The organism is Vibrio sp. 10N.222.55.A1 (assembly GCF_041473835.1).
In the GTDB taxonomy this organism is placed as follows: domain Bacteria; phylum Pseudomonadota; class Gammaproteobacteria; order Enterobacterales; family Vibrionaceae; genus Vibrio; species Vibrio crassostreae_C.
Genome location: NZ_JBFRSX010000011.1, coordinates 72,507 through 90,127, shown reverse-complemented (window position 1 = coordinate 90,127; position 17,621 = coordinate 72,507). Strand labels below are relative to the sequence as shown.

At 43.9% G+C, this 17,621-nt stretch carries 16 protein-coding genes and 1 pseudogene; 5 read left to right on the top strand and 12 right to left on the bottom strand.

Going from position 1 to position 17,621, the window contains the following annotated elements; all coding sequences use genetic code 11:
* Nucleotides 1-82 precede the first annotated feature (82 nt).
* From manA to AB4493_RS03095, 3 genes are all read left to right on the top strand, one after another.
* Complete coding sequence (gene manA, locus AB4493_RS03105) at nt 83-1,300, top strand: mannose-6-phosphate isomerase, class I (protein ID WP_372123247.1); 1,218 nt, start codon at nt 83-85, stop codon at nt 1,298-1,300.
* Between the two features lie 266 nt (nt 1,301-1,566).
* Nucleotides 1,567-2,007: a PTS sugar transporter subunit IIA gene (locus tag AB4493_RS03100; RefSeq protein ID WP_372154495.1), complete on the top strand. Its 441-nt coding sequence runs from the start codon at nt 1,567-1,569 to the stop codon at nt 2,005-2,007.
* Nucleotides 2,008-2,020: 13 nt separating this feature from the next.
* Nucleotides 2,021-3,433: a fructose-specific PTS transporter subunit EIIC gene (locus tag AB4493_RS03095; protein WP_102320881.1), complete on the top strand. Its 1,413-nt coding sequence runs from the start codon at nt 2,021-2,023 to the stop codon at nt 3,431-3,433.
* A gap of 157 nt (nt 3,434-3,590) precedes the next feature.
* Here AB4493_RS03095 and AB4493_RS03090 read toward each other — a convergent pair whose 3' ends face one another.
* The 3 genes and pseudogenes from AB4493_RS03090 to AB4493_RS03080 form a co-directional block, all read right to left on the bottom strand.
* Nucleotides 3,591-5,096 carry a bifunctional diguanylate cyclase/phosphodiesterase gene (locus AB4493_RS03090; RefSeq protein ID WP_017069781.1) on the bottom strand — a complete coding sequence of 502 codons (1,506 nt, stop codon included), beginning with the start codon at nt 5,094-5,096 and terminating at the stop codon, nt 3,591-3,593.
* Nucleotides 5,097-5,521: 425 nt separating this feature from the next.
* Nucleotides 5,522-5,835: pseudogene (locus AB4493_RS03085) on the bottom strand (LysR family transcriptional regulator); the annotation flags it as partial.
* Between the two features lie 160 nt (nt 5,836-5,995).
* Nucleotides 5,996-7,621, bottom strand: a complete 1,626-nt coding sequence (locus tag AB4493_RS03080; protein ID WP_372154494.1) for an ABC transporter substrate-binding protein — start codon at nt 7,619-7,621, stop codon at nt 5,996-5,998.
* A 144-nt stretch (nt 7,622-7,765) separates the two neighbouring features.
* Between AB4493_RS03080 and mpaA the strand changes: the two genes are divergently transcribed.
* Nucleotides 7,766-8,473, top strand: coding sequence for a murein tripeptide amidase MpaA (mpaA, locus tag AB4493_RS03075; protein ID WP_136974150.1), 708 nt, complete (start codon nt 7,766-7,768; stop codon nt 8,471-8,473).
* 407 nt (nt 8,474-8,880) lie between these two features.
* Here the strand turns inward: mpaA and eat are convergent, their stop codons facing one another.
* From eat to AB4493_RS03060, 3 genes are read right to left on the bottom strand one after another with little or no spacing between them, the layout of a single operon-like run.
* Nucleotides 8,881-10,278, bottom strand: coding sequence for an ethanolamine permease (eat, locus tag AB4493_RS03070; protein WP_102320877.1), 1,398 nt, complete (start codon nt 10,276-10,278; stop codon nt 8,881-8,883).
* 24 nt (nt 10,279-10,302) lie between these two features.
* Nucleotides 10,303-11,172: an ethanolamine ammonia-lyase subunit EutC gene (gene eutC, locus AB4493_RS03065; protein ID WP_017067008.1), complete on the bottom strand. Its 870-nt coding sequence runs from the start codon at nt 11,170-11,172 to the stop codon at nt 10,303-10,305.
* A complete protein-coding gene (locus AB4493_RS03060) occupies nt 11,165-12,577 on the bottom strand; it encodes an ethanolamine ammonia-lyase subunit EutB (protein WP_017061645.1) in 1,413 nt (470 codons plus the stop codon). The genes eutC and AB4493_RS03060 overlap by 8 nt, the downstream gene beginning before the upstream one ends.
* 200 nt (nt 12,578-12,777) lie before the next feature.
* Between AB4493_RS03060 and AB4493_RS03055 the strand changes: the two genes are divergently transcribed.
* Nucleotides 12,778-13,698, top strand: a complete 921-nt coding sequence (locus tag AB4493_RS03055) for a helix-turn-helix domain-containing protein (RefSeq protein WP_017061644.1) — start codon at nt 12,778-12,780, stop codon at nt 13,696-13,698.
* A gap of 104 nt (nt 13,699-13,802) precedes the next feature.
* On the opposite strand, the gene folM is transcribed toward AB4493_RS03055, so the two are convergent.
* From folM to AB4493_RS03025, 6 genes are all read right to left on the bottom strand, one after another.
* The gene (folM, locus tag AB4493_RS03050) at nt 13,803-14,519 is read right to left on the bottom strand and encodes a dihydromonapterin reductase (RefSeq protein WP_372056321.1); all 717 of its coding nucleotides are present in this window, start codon (nt 14,517-14,519) and stop codon (nt 13,803-13,805) included.
* Entirely contained in the window at nt 14,516-15,154 is a 639-nt protein-coding gene (gene folE, locus AB4493_RS03045) for a GTP cyclohydrolase I FolE (RefSeq protein WP_102398130.1), read from the bottom strand. Before folE ends, folM begins: the two co-directional genes overlap by 4 nt.
* Nucleotides 15,155-15,172: 18 nt before the next feature.
* A complete protein-coding gene (folX, locus tag AB4493_RS03040) occupies nt 15,173-15,544 on the bottom strand; it encodes a dihydroneopterin triphosphate 2'-epimerase (protein WP_017067658.1) in 372 nt (123 codons plus the stop codon).
* Between the two features lie 97 nt (nt 15,545-15,641).
* Nucleotides 15,642-16,139, bottom strand: coding sequence for a 2-amino-4-hydroxy-6-hydroxymethyldihydropteridine diphosphokinase (folK, locus tag AB4493_RS03035; RefSeq protein ID WP_102320872.1), 498 nt, complete (start codon nt 16,137-16,139; stop codon nt 15,642-15,644).
* Between the two features lie 280 nt (nt 16,140-16,419).
* Entirely contained in the window at nt 16,420-16,794 is a 375-nt protein-coding gene (locus tag AB4493_RS03030; protein ID WP_154723875.1) for a hypothetical protein, read from the bottom strand.
* Between the two features lie 4 nt (nt 16,795-16,798).
* The gene (locus AB4493_RS03025; RefSeq protein WP_372137113.1) at nt 16,799-17,581 is read right to left on the bottom strand and encodes a hypothetical protein; all 783 of its coding nucleotides are present in this window, start codon (nt 17,579-17,581) and stop codon (nt 16,799-16,801) included.
* Between the last annotated feature and the right edge of the window lie 40 nt (nt 17,582-17,621).

Genomic DNA, 17,621 nt, shown 5'->3' with positions numbered 1-17,621 from the left:
CAACTCCAATGACTTGAGCCCTTCTACTCTCCTTTTAGGAACGAATAGAGCTCAAGCCATGTTTCCCTTCATGGTGATTTCGATGTCTGATTTTTCTTTAGCGAACGACTCGTTCGTACAACGCTTTTTCTACCCTATGACCAACGTAATTCAAAACTACGCATGGGGTAGCCCTTCTTCGTTTAGCCAACTGTTTGGTATTGATAACCAATCAGGTGAGCCACAAGCGGAGATCTGGATGGGCGCTCACCCTAATGGTTGTTCGATAGTCACTGACAATGGTCATCAAACCACGTTGTCGAACTTGATTTCTAAGAACCTAAACCTGTTTCTGAGCGAGAAAGTCGCGAGCCGTTTTGGTGAACTTCCGTATCTGTTTAAGGTGTTAGCGGCGGAGAAAGCGCTCTCTGTTCAAGTTCACCCGAACAAGCAGCAAGCCGAATCTGGCTATGCTCTAGAAGAGCAGCAAGGCATTCCGATGACAGCGGGCAACCGTAACTACAAGGATCCCAACCACAAGCCAGAACTGGTGTATGCCCTAACCGACTACACCGCGATGAATGGTTTTAGGTCGATCAGCGAGATCCTAGAGCACTTCCATTATCTCGACATTCCAGAGCTTCATTCGATGGTCAACGATCTCGCGGGCGATCAAACACCGAATGGCTTAGCCTGCTTTTTTGCGAGCTTACTGTCTCTGGAGGGTGAGCAAAAAGGCATGGCGCTTACCATACTGCTCATGAAGGCTAAGCTTTCTGATAAACGTGTATTCCAACTGATTTCAGAGCTTGAAACTCAATACCCAGGTGATGTCGGTTTGTTCGCTCCGCTACTATTGAACGTGATTACCCTAAAGCCGGGGCAAGCCATGTATCTAGACGCTGAAACACCTCACGCTTACATCAAAGGTACAGGTCTAGAGATCATGGCGAACTCAGACAATGTGCTGCGTGCCGGGTTAACGCCTAAGTACATGGACGTGAACGAACTGGTTTCTTGTACTCGATTTAATGAAAAGCCAGCAGATAGATTACTGCTCAACCCGATTGAACAAGGTGACGTGATGGAATACGAAATTCCAGTCGAGGATTTTAAGTTCTCTATCGTGCAAAACTCACAGCAACGACAGATCACTACCGAAGGTGCCGAGATCTTATTGCCACTCGACGAGTCCATGGTGCTCACTCACCAATGTGGTGAAACCTGCGTGATAGAGAAAGGCCAATCGGTATTCATTCCCGCTTACGCTGAGAGTTACAAACTCGATTGCGTTGGACGCGTGGCGCGTGCTTACAGCTAGCTCTCAAAAGTAAATCTAGCTCTCCCGAGTAGATACAAACACTGATCATGCCCTGCTTTGCGGGGCATTTTTCTTCCTACAGAAAGTTATTTCAACACCGAAGTACACCATTAAATATGACTCATCTCACACTGGATGAATGATGCAAATCACACTTAATTTTGCTCGGTACAAATGTACAGTGAAGGGCTTTTATTTGCTATTTCGCGAATCGGGTTAATCCATTAATTTTAATTCAAGAACTTCAATAGTGAATGAGTTAATAAATGATCACACAGCTAACTAACGTCAACTTAATTAATAACAACCTTCAAGCGAATAATAAAAAAGAACTGTTTGAAGAATTGGCAAGCATGTTATTTGAGAACAACCGAATCAGTAATAAAGAAGCCTTCTTGGCAGACATCGAAATTCGTGAATCTCAAAGCATTACCTCAATGGACGGCATCGCTTACCCACACTCAAAAAGCAAGGCGGTAACTGAGCCAGCAATCGCTGTCGGTGTTAAGCGTAAAGGTATTGATTATGGCGATGAAGACGGCATCAATCCAACCGTGTTTTTTATGATTGCCTCACCCGATAACGGTGCTGACCATCATATTTATGTATTACAAGAACTATTTGGAAAATTCAGCGATGAATTTATTCAAGATATCCATAACGCAAAAGACGAACAACAGATCCTTAATATTTTAATTAATTCATAAGGCATAGAAAATTATGAGCACCCTAACAACTCAAGCTACGAATACTAATAATAAAAACAGTAGTAGCGACTTTAAAAAACTCCTTAGTACCATGAAAGGTCACCTGCTTTTCGGAACCTCACACATGCTGCCTTTTATCGTAGCCGGTGGTGTTCTGCTGGCTTTAGCGGTCATGGCATCAGGCAAAGGTGCGGTTCCAGCAGACGGCTTACTAGCAGATATCTCTAACATCGGTATCAAGGGCCTTGTTCTTTTCCCAATCATTCTTGGCGGCTTTATTGGTTACTCAATTGCAGACAAACCAGCACTGGCACCTGCGATGATCTCTTCTGGCATCATGGCTGACATGGGCGGCGGCTTCCTTGGTTGTATCGTGGCAGGCTTTATCGCCGGTGGCGTGGTGTTCCAACTTAAGAAGATCCCACTTTCTGCAAATATGACGGCGCTAGGAGCGTACTTTATCTACCCGCTTCTAGGCACGTTAATCTCTGCAGGTATCGTATTGTGGGGCATCGGTGAACCAATCAAACTGTTCATGTCTTCTATGAACGAGTTCCTAGCTTCAATGGCTGGCGCATCTAAGATGGTTCTGGGTACAATCCTTGGCGGTATGACGGCGTTTGATATGGGCGGCCCTATCAACAAAGTCGCGACCCTATTTGCCCAAACTCAAGTAGACACACAACCTTGGCTAATGGGCGGCGTTGGCATCGCGATTTGTACTCCACCTCTAGGTATGGCTCTGGCGACTTTCCTATTCAAAAACAAGTTCTCTAAACAAGAGCAAGAAGCAGGTAAAGCGGCAGCAATCATGGGTTCGATCGGTATCTCTGAAGGTGCTATCCCGTTCGCAGCAAATGACCCAATGCGCGTACTTCCTTCAATCGTTGCCGGTGGTATCGTGGGCTGTGTATTCGGCTTCATGACAGACGTTCTACTGCACGCACCGTGGGGCGGCCTAATCACTGCGCCAGTATCAAGCAACATTCCAATGTACGTCGTCGGTATTGCGCTTGGCTCGCTAACCACAGCCGTTATCGTAGGCTTCTGGAAACCGGTAGCGGTAGAAACAGAAGAAGACATGGTTGAAGCGCCAGTACAAGCTCAAGCCGCTCCTGCAGCAGGCGAAGGCGAGTACGACATCGTAGCTGTAACATGTTGCCCTTCTGGTGTTGCACACACCTTCATGGCGGCGAAAGCACTAGAAAAAGCAGGTGCGGCAGCGGGTCTGAAAATCAAAGTAGAAACTCAAGGTCAAAACGGTATTCAGAACCGCATCACCGACCTAGATGTGGCGAACGCGAAGCTGGTTATCTTGGCTCACGATATTCAAGTGAAAGACGCTCACCGCTTTGCTAACGCGAACGTGATTGAGTGTTCAACCAAGGAAGCAATGAAGAAAGCCGCGACTATGGTGGCTATTTAAAACCTGAAACAAGTTAGAAGATAAAATTACTACCCCCTAGTAACTAAAATCCCCATTCGTTTTGTCAGCGAATGGGGATTTCTTATAGTTAGGCCAACAGCATCCTTCTCGATACAAGTCATCTGTATCTCTGTAGCCTAGATGAAAAAGTATTAAGTTATGTTGTTGAACATGGTTCTATTTCAGAGGTGAGACTTTCTTTCAACTGCTTATATGGCATCGGGTAGCCCAGATAATAACCTTGGGCTTGTTCGCAATTTAACGTTTTCAAAATTGACAGTTGTTGAGCATTTTCAACCCCTTCAGCCACAACACTAATGCCAAACCCTCGCGCTATATCAATGATACCAGACGTTATAGCTCTAGAACGATAATCATCTTCTAACCCACTGATGTAACTGCGATCGACTTTGATTTCATCTACATCCAATTTGCTAAATATACCAAAAGACGTGTAGCCAACACCAAAATCATCTATCGAAAAGGACACCCCTTGTTTTTTTAACTTCTGAACAGCGATTGCACACTGATCTATATCTTTCAAAATAGCGGTTTCAGTGATTTCCAGACAAAGTAAGCGAGCAAACTCGGGATCCTTTCGTAGATATTCGTCCAGATGGTTCATGTCATCAACGCTATTTAGCTCTACCGCTGAAATATTGACCGAGACACTATTAAGCTCATTCCCTAGCAAGCCATTAGCCCTAAGTTGTGACGCAGTCTTCTCTAGAACTAACGTAGTCAAATCACGACAAAAATAATTCTCTTCTGCTAGCGCGACAAAGATATCCGGTGAAACGACACCATAGCGCTCATGCGTCCAACGAGACAACACCTCCACACCTGCGACGAGTCTACTTTCAATGTTGAATTTAGGCTGAAACACAATATCAATCGCTTTGTCATCAATCGCTTTACGTAATTCTTGCACCATTTCTTGACGTTGACGTTCAAGCTCAGTGAGTTTTGGGTCATGAAATTCAATCGTGTCCTTGCTTTTCTTTGCTTCAGTTAAGGCGTGGGTAGCAGATGCCATGAGTTGCTTGGCATTATTCCCATCCGAGGGGAATAGAGCAGCGCCAATACAACAAGTGGCGTGGATATCATAACGATAAGCACACTGGTTAAATCTACGATGTACGAGGGCAATGTAGGATTCAATATGCTCCGTGTGGTTGAGTTTAACCAAGCACGCGAAGCCATCTGAGTGCACTCGTGATGAAAGCGGTTGATGCTCTATAGGAAGTTCAATAGATCGTGCGATATCTTTTAAAAATGAATTAGTATTCTCGAATCCGATCTGGTCAGCGACAGATTTGAAGTTATCAATGTCTAATAAGAAGAGGACATAATGGTCACTGGCTTGAGAATTTTTCAGTCTTTTATTTAAATATCGATAAAAGACTGAAGGGCTATGAAGTCCAGTCACACTATCAAGATCGTTAGCGTCCTCTAAATCTCGATTATTTTTCTGGACCATTACCCATAATAAAATAGACGTTAGAATGATAAAGATCAGACCTTTAACTGTCTGAGCTAAGGCGTGTTCGTATAGATTATTTGATAGTGACTCAACTGCGAGATCAGAGAATAAAACCCATAATGATGACAGTATTAAGTAACTGAATACTATGTTGACCGGATATCTTTTTGTCTTGTTCATCGTTAGCTGCTATCTCTCAGTCTAATGTGTCATGACTTATATGTTATAAATTGCTCATAACGTAGCACCAACATAAATCACAATCTACCGCTCGCGTTTTTATTTTTGATTTTTATTTACCGATTTTCGTTATCACTTTGCGCGACGAAAACCTTTTAGGGCTAAAACATGCGAAAAACAATTTGTGTGGATGTTGGCTCTTAGTCAAACTAAGAACTGCCGATCGCTTTTGTTGATGCCGGGTATGACTCTTCAATCACAATTGTATTTCGTCCTTTTAGCTTTGTTTGATAAAGCGCGCGATCGCACGGTCTTTCCACTTTTCATTTTCTGATAGCAAGCTAATACCAAAACTAGACTTAATTGTTAGAGTTGGCTATTGCTCAAGTTTGATCTTCTGAATTGCTGAGCGTAATTTCTCTGAAAGGGCTGCACACCAGTTGCCAATGTTCTTGAAACAATCGCTCGCAATGAGTGTCTTCGCTTTCGACCTTGCCGTTGGTCAGCTCGATATCGACATTCTGACAAGGGTTAGTTGATGGCCAGTCCACCAGCTGAATATTAAGCCTGATAAAAGAGTATTTTTTATAAAAGGATGGCAGGCGAGAAAGGTTTCTAAACTTTTAAGCTGCTGACTCACCGCAGCTTGGGTAACACAAAGCTCGCGCGCAGCAGCGCCAATAGAACCGAGGCGGGCAACAGCTTCGAACGCAACAAGGGCACGTAGAGGGGGTAACATGGCTTCACCTGATTGAAATAAAAGTGAAAAATACTTCAATCAGGTTTCAGTTTTTTGCGCTTACCGTTACAGATTAATGACGAAGGGACGTTGATCAGATATTTATGATCAACATCCCTTTTCTTTATTTCAGAATTTTATTGGTATATAAGAAGCTCAATTACTCTTCAATGTAGAGATCTTTAGAGTAGATACGCCCTTCTACATTGTTCTTCGCAAAACCACCAACACTTGGTCGTACTAGACGAGCCTGCATGTAGTAGTAGATTGGCGCGATCGGCATGTCTTCTGCCAGCAACTGTTCTGCCCGGTCGTAGAAACCTTGGCGATCTTGTTCACTGGTTGCAGCTAAGGCGCTGTCCATTGCTGCGTCGTACTTGTCGTTATTGTAACGAGCAAAGTTACCCGAAGAACCAGAGCGCAATAGGCTCAAGAAGGTTGATGCTTCGTTATAGTCACCACACCAAGAGGCGCGCATTACATCGAAATCACCTTGGCGACGTGACACCAAGTAAGACTTCCACTCTTGGTTTTCAAGCTCAACTTGTGCACCTAAGTTGCCTTTCAGCATTGATGCAATCGCCACTGCTATGGACTTGTTCGATTCACTGGTGTTGTAAAGCAGTTTGAAGTCCAACGGATTAGACGCATCGTAGCCCGCTTCTTTCAGTAGCTCTTTTGCTTTTTGATCACGCTCCTTCTGAGTCCACGTGCTGTATTCAGGTTGTGTTGCATCAAAACCAGCCGTGTACTCATGAGCAAAGGTATAAGCCGGTAAGTTGCCCACCTGAGTCACACCATTGGTGATAACGTCACGCATCATAGAATAAGAGACAGCTTTACGTACTCGCGCATCATCAAAAGGTGGTCGCGTAGTATTGAATGCGTAGTAGTAAGTACACAACAGAGGCACTGTGGTAAACGCATCTTGATATTTGCTTTTAAGCTGCTGCGCCATGTGTGTAGGCACGTCCGAAGTAATATCGACCTCGCCCACCGCATAACGGTTAATCGAGGCATTCTGATTCTCAAACGGAATATAAGTTACTTCGGTTAAGTGGGTATCTGAACTGTCCCAGTACGTCGGGTTCTTCTTAAGCTCAATGCGCTCGTTCACCACCCACTCATCTAGTACGAATGCACCATTACCAACAAATTGCTTAGGATCGCTCCACGGCTTGTCACTACTTTCTAGGGTTGCTTTGTGCACTGGCATCATGGATGTGTGGCCTGTCATCGCCACAAAGTAAGGCACTTTACTATCGAGTTCGAATTTCACCGTGTGTTTATCGACTGCAGAGATACCTAACTCTTCAACGGGCTTTTTGCCTTCGGCTACGTCAGCAATGTTGTTGATTTGAGTAAGCTTGAGATACCAAACATTCGGCGATGCCGTTTTAGGATCGACCGCGCGTCTTATCGCATACACGAAATCATCGGCCGTCACCGGATCGCCATTCGACCATTTCGCGTCTTTACGTAGGTGGAATACAAACGTCTGGTTGTCTTCGGTTTCCCAAGACTGTGCAACACCTGGGGTGATATTGCCATCGCGATCTTGAATCACTAAACCTTCAAATAGGTCACGTAGAATGTGCATTTCTGGCAGGCCTTCTGCTTTCGCAGGGTCAAGCGTCGCCGCTTCTGCATCGTTAGCACGAACTAAATGTTGTTCTTTCGCCAGAGAAGTTCCCGCAGGCAATGTGTCAGCAACGGCAGTTACTGAGATAAAAGGGGTCAATAGAGATGAAATGAGTAAAGCCGTTGAATGTTTCTTAAAATCCATATGTTTTTGCTCTCCTAGCCTATCTTTGAAGCAAGTAATAAAATTAACAATGCGACTGTTGACGAGTTTTAACGCTTTAGTTTATTTAAGTAAGTTTGTGTAATCGTTAATACTTGATAGTACTTGATCAATCAGGAGATAAAGGTGAGTTCAATTCCAAGAACAGAAAGAGCTGCATTTTCAATAAAGCCGCTGTCATATGGAAAATCAGTGTTGGGTGCGCCTTTGCTCTATTTCCCCGCGCAAATAGAAAGCGAGTCTCGCGGGCTGATCTTAGCAGGCACACACGGTGATGAAACCGCTTCTATTGCAGGATTATCTTGTGCGCTGAGAAGCTTGCCAGCCGCCAACTTGAGACACGATGTGATCCTGTCGATGAACCCAGATGGCAATCAATTAGGCACTCGCGCCAACGCAAACCAAGTCGATCTGAACCGCGCCTTCCCAACTCAAAACTGGACAGAAAACGGCACCGTCTATCGCTGGAGCTCCCACACACCAGTCAGAGATGTAAAAGTGAAAACCGGGCAAGCCGAACAACTTGAACCTGAAGTGCAATCGCTCATAAACCTCATCGAACAGCGCCAACCTAAATTCGTCATCTCTTTTCACGAACCACTCGCCATGGTCGATGACCCCGATCGATCAGAACTCACCACTTGGCTAGGTAAGCAATTCAACCTGCCGCTCGTTGAAGACGTCGATTACGAAACCCCAGGCTCATTCGGCACATGGTGTCAGGAAAGAAACCTACCGTGCATTACTGTAGAACTACCGCCCGTTTCTGCGGATTTAACTATAGAAAAGTATTTGGATGCGTTTGTAGCAGTGTTGGGGTGTGAGGGAAATTAGTCTGGAGTAGGCTACATATACACAGCGAACAGTAATTCATCCTAATTACTAGTGAATCATATATTCCGTCTACTGAATCAATCCCATTCATAATCTATGCCGAATTCTTCCTTTGCATCATTTCAACTTATCTTTAGAGAAAGGCAATCGACATGATTAGCGCGATGAAAACTTCACTATCAATGAACTTCGGGGCTCGTCGCTATGAATCTAACTCGTTATAAAAAATCATGACAAGTGTCTGGACAAAAACGTTCCAAGAAAATGATCCTAAAACGGCACTATTTCTAAATTAATATTTATCGTTAGAGGTGATGGCGATTGGGGTTTACACGCAAGTTACTACAAGTAGTGTAATAAAGGCTCCTGCAAAGCACTAGAGCCTTAAATACCATTAGAAATTGAATCTAATTAGTAGCCTCAAGCTCTTTCTCTGCAACCGACAGCATCTCAAACTCTTCCTCAGCGGTCGATGCGACCAATTTATTACGGCTATATAGGCCATAATAAGCACCACCAATCACAAAGAGTCCCATAGTCATAAAGAATGCAGATGGGTCAAAAGCATAAACACCCGTCATTGCAATAAGCGACAGCACTAGTGAAGTGCCGGAAGTCAGCATGCCACCCGGTGTTTTGTATGGACGGTGAAGCTCTGGTTGCTTGATACGCAACAATATATGACTAAGCGACATTAATGCATAAGACACTGTCGCCCCCACTACCGCCATCGCCAAGATCAGGTCGCCTTCTCCGGTCAATGACACAGCAAAACCAAACACACCCGGCACCACTAAAGCACGAGCAGGCACTTTGTTTTGGTTTGTAAGCGACAAGCTTTGAGGCAAGTAACCCGCACGAGACAATGCAAACACCAAGCGGCTATAACCGTAGATAATCGAGAAGAATGAAGCAATAAGTCCTGCAAGTCCTAGTATATTAACAGCCGTTGCAACGGTTGGATTACCGGTCAACTTCAATGCATCGACTAGAGGAACGGCGCTATTCGCAATCGCTTCAGAACCCACAGCGCCCGCAAGCAGCAGAACGACTAAGGTAGCGGTGACCAGTAAGAATAGCATTGCGCCGATAATGCCTTTGGGTACATCCTTGGCCGGGTTTTTCGCCTCTTCAGCAGCCAATGGAACCCCTTCTACCGCAAGAAAAAGCCACATTGCAAACGGTAGTGCCGCCCATACACCATACCAACCAAAAGGAAGTAGTTCTGTGGCTTGTGCGGTTGCAGGAGCGATATCAAACAGATTATTAGCATCAAACTCACTAACCAATACGCCTGCTGTCATAAGAATTGCTAGTACGGCTAACCCACTGATGACCATCATGACTTTCAGAGCTTCTCCTACCCCTGCCATATGAATACCGATAAAGATGGCATAAAAGATCGCGTAAACAAGAGGACCATCGATACCCATTAGTTCATTCACCGCTGAGCCAATAAAAATGACAATCGCGGCAGGTGCAAGGGCATACTCAATTAAGACGGATAAGCCGGTAAAAAATCCCCCCGTTGGTCCCATGGCTTGTCGAGCAAAACTATAGCCACCTCCTGCAGCGGGAATAGCCGCAGACATCTCCGCCAAAGAAAGGACAAGGGTAAAGTACATCACCGCCATAGCAATTGCAGCAATAAGAAAGCCTCCCCAACCAGCTTGACCGATACCAAAGTTCCAGCCTGCAAAGTCACCAGAGATCACGTATGAAACGCCTAACCCTGCTAGCAAAATCCACCCAGCAGTGCCCCTTTTAAGTTGTCTTTGCGCCAAATATTCCTGATGTTCTGACATTGTAAATCCCTCTATTTTTGTCTTTTATCCAATTAAAAAATTGCCTGTGTGCTTGTCTTCTAACTGCTCACCACCTTCTTCCTCGATACTCGAACGGTCTTTAAGGTTGACCCCAGAAAGCTCTAGCCGACGAGCTTCCTTCAATAGGTATACCGCTCGCTTACACGCATCTTCATAAGCCAACCCCTGTGGGCGAATATTAGAAATGCAGTTCCTATCAGAGTCTTTTGCTCCTCTTCTTGCCTGCCAAGTCAGGTACATACCCATGCTATCTGGAGAGGTCAGTCCCGGGCGTTCACCAATCAAAACCACCACCATCTTGGCTTGTAAGCACTCGCAAACATCATCTCCTATTGCCACTCGGCCCTGCCTCACAACAGTAATAGGAGCAACATGCCACGGCACTTCGTCTTCCCCTAATAAAGAAAGCAGATGCTCAATGACTGGATTTGCATGATTTTGAATGGCAATTGAAGACAAGCCATCAGCCACTACTATCGCGAGATCAAACGGGGGAGACTCTGAATGAAGAACGGCTTGCAACTGATTCCAACAGACGTCATCAAGCTCACGACCAAGATCCGGCCTTTGCAAATACATGAATCTGTCTGTCGCTTTGCTGTGCGCCTTAATTGGTGCCTGAGAAGTGTGTTGAATGACCGAGTTTGATTGAGCGATGAGCTCAACCAATGAATCCACATCTAAAGCACAATGAACGGCATCCATCGCCTGTGCATGGTCGAGTTGAAATGAAAGCAACTCTTTAGTTGGAACGCTATTTCCACTTCGACCCAGTGCAATACGTGCCGATGTAAAACCTTTAAGCTCGTGCCAAGGGTTTTGAGTTACCAACTTAGAAGCAGAATGTTTTGCCATAGAGACCACCTTACCCATGTGCGGGGCCTCCATTAAGTTGTGCTAGAGCGCCAGCAAATGAGCCGGAGAGTCGTTCATTTAGGCGCACATCTTTTACATCATCAAAAATCTGCATCTGAGTTAGCCACTCCTCAAACTCCGGCGCAGGTTTTAAACCCAACACCTTGCGTGCATAAAGTGCATCATGAAACGAGGTTGTTTGATAATTGAGCATGATGTCATCGGAACCCGGAATCCCCATAATGAACGAGCACTCAGCGACACCGAGCAATGTCAGTAAGTTATCCATATCATTTTGATCGGCATAGGCATGGTTGGTATAGCAGATATCACACCCCATCGGCAGGCCAAGCAATTTGCCACAAAAATGGTCCTCAAGCCCTGCTCGAATAATCTGTTTTCCATCAAAGAGATATTCAGGGCCGATAAAGCCGACCACGGTATTAACCAACAATGGATTAAAATGACGCGCTACGGCATAAGCCCGTGTCTCACAAGTTTGTTGGTCCACACCATGAAAAGCATTGGCAGAGAGAGATGTTCCTTGCCCTGTCTCAAAGTACATGACGTTACTTCCAACGGTGCCTCGGTTCAGCGAAAGCGCCGCTTCGTTTGCTTCTTTAAGGATCGAAAGGTTAATACCAAAGGTGTCGTTCGTACCTTGAGTGCCACCAATAGATTGAAAGACGAGATCCACCGGAGCGCCCATCTCAATCGCTTCAATCGTGTTTGTAACATGGGTTAATACGCAAGATTGGGTCGGGATCTGGTAGTGTTGAATGACCTCTTCCATCAGATTCATCAACTTAATTGCCTGTGGTACATTATCTGTTGCGGGATTAATGCCGATCACAGCATCACCATTGCCATACATCAAACCATCAAAAATACTGGCGGCAATGCCATTGAGAGAATCGGTTGGATGATTGGGCTGTAAACGGGTGGATAAACGACTAGGCAAGCCAATGGTGTTACGAAACGCAGTCACTACCCGACATTTTTTGGCGACTTGGATCAAATCCTGATTACGCATGATCTTACTCACTGCAGCCACCATTTCTGGAGTTAAACCAGGACGCAGCTTTGCAAGCGTGAGACTATCGGCTTCATCACTTAGCAGCCAGTTCCGAAAGTCTCCCACTGTAAGGTGATCAATCGCTTTAAACGCCTCTCTATCATGGCTATCAATGATTAAACGAGTAACTTCATCACTTTCATAAGGGATCACCGCTTCATTTAAAAACGTCTTTAGGGGCAAGTCTGCCAGTGTCATCTGAGCTACAACACGCTCTGCAGCAGAAGTCGCAGATACACCAGCCAAAACATCCCCTGAACGCTCTGGCGTAGCCTTTGCCATCAGATCTGCTAACGACTCAAAGTTAAAAACCAGGTGCCCTTGTTGTCGGCGATAAGCTGCTGTCATAAATTCCCTCTTCATAAACTGGTTCAGTTCTTGCTCAATAACCTTTTGTATATATGAGTAATTAAGCGATTTTTGAACCGAATGAATATCAAGAATCGGCAAACATAAAAAAGCATTAATAAACATAAACTTAAAGACACACTGTACTAATATGGGTCACATGGGTAGGTCATGGAATGATGAGAAAGGATGAAGAATTGATGCGTTATGCACCTAATTTGTGCACATTCAACACATTTGATGCAAATCAGCAGGCAGCCAGCCTCTTTAACTGGCAGCAAGAATATGACCAACTGAGTCAAGGAAGTTTTCTAGGTCAGATCCGTGAACGAAAATTTTCTCACGTGCACCTATTTCGAGAAGACAGCAACCGAAAACTCAAGCAGCAATGTCGTATTAATGAAGGGATTTGGTTAGGGATCAGTGCTAACGATAGACCTTTACACATCAATTACGCACAAGGTAATCCTGATAGTATTTTGATCCGTGAGGCTGGGGCGGATTTTGAGCTACTTACGCCTGAAACCTTTTCTATTTATGGGTTAGTCATAAGCCCTTCACTGGTTGAAATGATTCAGCAACAGCTAGAGATTGAATCATTAAACAGCAAGAGCCACTTTCTTGGTTGCTCTCAACACTACACCCAACAAATAAAAGCTTACTTGAGCTTACTACTCTCCCCGAGTCAATCTCGCTGGTCTTTTCAAACTCATCAATCCATTGTTCAAGATATGTTGGTCGAATTGTTCGCTCAATCGTCTAATCAAAATATGCAAAAAACCAATGCCTCACAGCGTGAGAACACCATGCGTCGAATTAGGCAGTACCTAGATAACTCGCAGTACCGTAAACCCGTCACCGTGTCTGAACTGTGCGATGCGGTTTATGTCAGTCGCCGTACGCTGCAATACACCTTTGAGTCCTGTTGTGGCATATCACCAAAACAATTTATACAAAATGTACGTCTCAACCAGGTACGGCGCATTCTGCAAAATCCGAGCGAACAACGGTGCATCAATGAAATCGCCTTTGACTTTGGTTTTTTTCATCTGGGATATTTTTGCCAAAGCTACAAGCAGTTGTTTGGTGAGTCGCCCATGCAAACACGTTCTAATGTCTAAAACCCAAAAAGTGTCGAGGGACAACTTAAAAAAATGTAGTTAGACGATATGAAAGACGAATAGATTAGTTGACTATCCTGCCTCAAGATCACAACGCATGAACTTCACTTCAAGTGCCTGCCGCCATCAAGGTGCAAAGTCCTTCCTGTCATATAGTGACTAGCCAAAACAAACTTAATGCCATCTATCACTTCTTCAAAGCCTGCCTCTGCGGGAATCAGTGCTTTTTTCAGAGCTTTGGTTTTGTACGCCTCGTCATCATGTTCATTGAATTTTATCATGGCAGGAGAGACAGTATTGACTTTCACCTTGGGAGCCAACATCGCTGAGAACGACAGCGTCAGGTTGTTGAGTGCAGCTTTACTGGCCGCGTAAGCGATGTGTTTTTTACTGCCTTTTTCCGCAACGTAATCACTGATGTGGATGATGTCCGACGTTTTATCGCCAGACATTAGTTGGTCTTTTAGCATTAAATTAACCAGATAAGGCACGGTGGCGTGAATCGTCATCATCTGGTGCATGATTTGTGATGCATTTTCACTGGGGTTTGTCTTGTTCTCAGGCTTCCAGTCGGAAGCGTTATGTATGATGGCACGAAGTGTCTTATATTCTTGACCAACGTAATGAAGAAAGCCCTCTAGGCTGCTTTGTTGATAAAAGTCTACCTGTTGTAAGTCGGCTCCACTGTCGCGCAGTATTTTCAGCTGGGGATAGTCGCTTCGGTAAGTGCCAACGACTTTGTATCCGTCAGATATAAGTTGCTGCGCCAGAGCGAATCCTAAACGCTTCCCCACTCCAGTTATTAGAATCGTTTCACTCATCGTAAAAACTCAGCTCTAGTTTGAGGGTTAGTTTTGAAACTGCCACCAAGCGCGGTTGTGGTGGTTTCAGAGTTAGCGTCCATAACGCCTCTCGATTTAACGCAGTAGTGAGTTGCTTTAATCGTCACAGCCACATTTTCTGTTTCGACTAGAGTCTGTATCGCGACCAGGATTTGCTGTGTAAGGCGTTCTTGAACCTGCGGACGCTGAGCAAAGAATCGAACAATACGGTTTATTTTAGATAGCCCAAGAATCTTGGATTCTGGGATATAAGCCACTTGTGCTAAACCATCGATGGTGATGAAGTGATGTTCGCACGTCGAAGTTAAATCTATATCCGATACCTTAACCATTTCATCAACTGACATTTTGTTGTCGATAACACTAATTTTGGGGAAGTTATTGTAGTCGAGCCCTGAAAATATCTCGTGAACGTACATCTTTGCAATGCGATGAGGTGTTTCAGCGAGACTGTCATCGGTTAAATCCAGCCCGAGCGTACTGACAACTTCCGTCAAAAGCCCTTTGATGCGGTTGTACTTCTGGTCGGGGTTCATTTCGCTCGATGTCATCGGGGTTTCAAGCCCCTTTTCGAGCAAAGCTTCTCTTACTTTTTCAGCTTCTGTGGTTAGCATTGAGTCGCTCCTTATGAGTTAATCTTCAAGTTCTGCTTCATAGCTCAGGGTGAGCGAGACGGAATCGGCGAAACGTAGAGCATGAGGCTTGTCAATTCTCACCTGAGCGTATCGAACCCATGAATGGTCGATACAAATACCGAGTACGTCGCTGGTTAACTTTTCTAAAAGCAGAAACCGTCCAGATTCAACATGTTCAATAATTTTTTTGCAGATATTTTTGTAGTTAAGTGCGTTCTCCACATCATCAGAGAGGCAAAGGTTGTTCGCGGGATAATGGATCTCCGCATTTATGACGATGTCTTGCTGCTTGGTTTTTTCTTCTTCGTTGAAGCCGATGAAGGTTCTTAATCTGAGATTTGTGATGGTGATAATCGCATTGTGATTCATAACAGTTTCCGATCCTTAGAAGGTAGAGTGAGTTACGTGCCTGTTAGAAGAAAAGATCAATAAAGCTCAAGCGTTCTGTTTAAAGCAGTTACAGGGACTAAGTGAAGCTGACCTCGAACGGTATAAGTTCGGTTTTCTGACTCAGCTGATCGAAGTTGTTCCAGAGATGCTGAAAAGAGATATCTAGAGTGGGATGAAGTTCTTGCGCGGCAACATCAACTAACGGTCGAAGCACAAAAGCGTACTCGGTGATTTCACCTCGAGGCAGCTCTACTCCATCAATAATGCCTACTTCGTTACCGTAAAGAAGGATATCGATATCCATCGTGCGCGAGGCATATTCTTTAGTTTCTCGCTTGCGGTCATTTTCTAATTCGATTTGATGCAGAACCTTAGCCAGTTCAGCGATAGAAAGGTCACATTCAAACCCTGCGACTAGGTTTAGGAAGTTGTCCCCTTCAAAACCAACAGGCTCACAATCGTAGAAATTAGAAATGTTCAGAGGTGCAAAGTGACTATTCAACGCTTTGAGAGATTCTGTGATGTGATGTTCGCGGTTAATATTGCTTCCGATGCTGACATAGACGGTGGACATATTGTTTTCTCCCTTTTAGCTAACCTCTTACGTTGTAAGTCGCTAGGAAGATCAGCTATGTATCCGTTTGATGTCGGGAGGGTAAATGAAAATCTCCCGACAACTCATATAGAGTTCGGTTCTGAGTCGGAAAGGAGGACTTTTGAACTAGAAAATGCCACGGGCGAAAATTCAGCTTATGAAGGTTCTGGACAAAAGAGTGTTAGAGCATTAGCTCTATCGAGACAATTCTGATTAGAAAATGTATCTTGTAGTCTTTGGTTCTAGTTATGAAATCCGTTTATGGTTTGACTAAAATTAAATAATAATTCTCAGTAAGAAAGTAAATACTGACAGAGACTATTAACAGAAACAGTGCAGCCACTGACCAATAGTACTGCCATTGCAACTTGGATTTCATTTCCCTAACAACACTTTTTGGTAATTCTTCCTTTTTATCATTAGAGCCATCAAGGTAGTAATTTACTTTTCCCATTATAACTTTAAAGCCACAGGACATACTTAATACTGCTAATATTAACGATGATATAAAGCTCAATTTTACCCAGCAATTGGATGCCCCAAGCAACGCCCCTGAGGTAAACGCGAAAATAGCAAAAATTGTGACTAAGAGATGCTTAGAGAAATCTGTCAAAGAAGTGTCTACATCTTGCATGTTGTTACCCCTTCATTTTAATTAGTGCGCCAAGTTCCTTCTTGAGCTTTTTTTTACCACTAAGGTTATTGATGAATATTGAAACTGTTCTCCTAATTGTCTTCAGCTCTTCTTTACTAGCATATCGAGATGATAAAGTGATTAAAGCCGAGTAATCAGATAGTCCTACATTAATGAAAATGTCTTTGAGGTTAGGAGTATCAGGGTTGTTAGAGAAGTCCAAATAGTTATCTAATTGCTTTACACTTTGTTCACTTGAGTGCATTTTAAGCTTAACCTTGTATGGAGCACGCATGTTTTTATAAACCTCTGATGAAGAGAAGACCATGCTATAGAAGCTCAACTTGCTCGGTAGTAATTTATTGATACTCTCTTTTGATATATCCTTATTAGCTGAAACTATTAACTCTCTAGAAGCGCGACATATACAAGTTTTAATGAATGCTCTCAGTATCTCTCGTGCTAATTGATTATTTTTAGAGTCTTCATACATTATGAGCCAAAGCGCGACTAGCCAATAATCCCTACCAAAATGAGTTAAAGCCTCATTACAAAACTCATCGCCTAGCCTTTTAACAACACCTGTAGTTGGTTTTAATTTGACTGAGACTAACTTGTTTTCACCAAAGTCAACGTTGACTTTTTTTCCTATGTCGCCAATTTTTATCAAGTAATTATTATTATTTGTAAATCGTTCTGTAAAATAATGTCTTAGATAATCATGCTCTTTGATGTTTGGATAAAGTTCCTTTTGTAACTGTTTGTATCTTGAAAAGTTAAATACCATGTAAACTCCTTTTTAAACGTGTAGGCTAGAGCAGGACTTG

Coding starts and splice junctions, on each gene's coding strand:
- folE (WP_102398130.1), bottom strand. CDS start 15,154: ATGCTAACCACAGAAGCTGAAAAAGTAAGAGAAGCTTTGCTCGAAAAG.
- AB4493_RS03090 (WP_017069781.1), bottom strand. CDS start 5,096: ATGAACAAGACAAAAAGATATCCGGTCAACATAGTATTCAGTTACTTA.
- AB4493_RS03080 (WP_372154494.1), bottom strand. CDS start 7,621: ATGGATTTTAAGAAACATTCAACGGCTTTACTCATTTCATCTCTATTG.
- folM (WP_372056321.1), bottom strand. CDS start 14,519: ATGAGTGAAACGATTCTAATAACTGGAGTGGGGAAGCGTTTAGGATTC.
- AB4493_RS03025 (WP_372137113.1), bottom strand. CDS start 17,581: ATGGTATTTAACTTTTCAAGATACAAACAGTTACAAAAGGAACTTTAT.
- folX (WP_017067658.1), bottom strand. CDS start 15,544: ATGAATCACAATGCGATTATCACCATCACAAATCTCAGATTAAGAACC.
- AB4493_RS03030 (WP_154723875.1), bottom strand. CDS start 16,794: ATGCAAGATGTAGACACTTCTTTGACAGATTTCTCTAAGCATCTCTTA.
- AB4493_RS03055 (WP_017061644.1), top strand. CDS start 12,778: ATGCGTTATGCACCTAATTTGTGCACATTCAACACATTTGATGCAAAT.
- eat (WP_102320877.1), bottom strand. CDS start 10,278: ATGTCAGAACATCAGGAATATTTGGCGCAAAGACAACTTAAAAGGGGC.
- AB4493_RS03060 (WP_017061645.1), bottom strand. CDS start 12,577: ATGACAGCAGCTTATCGCCGACAACAAGGGCACCTGGTTTTTAACTTT.
- AB4493_RS03100 (WP_372154495.1), top strand. CDS start 1,567: ATGATCACACAGCTAACTAACGTCAACTTAATTAATAACAACCTTCAA.
- folK (WP_102320872.1), bottom strand. CDS start 16,139: ATGTCCACCGTCTATGTCAGCATCGGAAGCAATATTAACCGCGAACAT.
- AB4493_RS03095 (WP_102320881.1), top strand. CDS start 2,021: ATGAGCACCCTAACAACTCAAGCTACGAATACTAATAATAAAAACAGT.
- eutC (WP_017067008.1), bottom strand. CDS start 11,172: ATGGGTAAGGTGGTCTCTATGGCAAAACATTCTGCTTCTAAGTTGGTA.
- manA (WP_372123247.1), top strand. CDS start 83: ATGTCTGATTTTTCTTTAGCGAACGACTCGTTCGTACAACGCTTTTTC.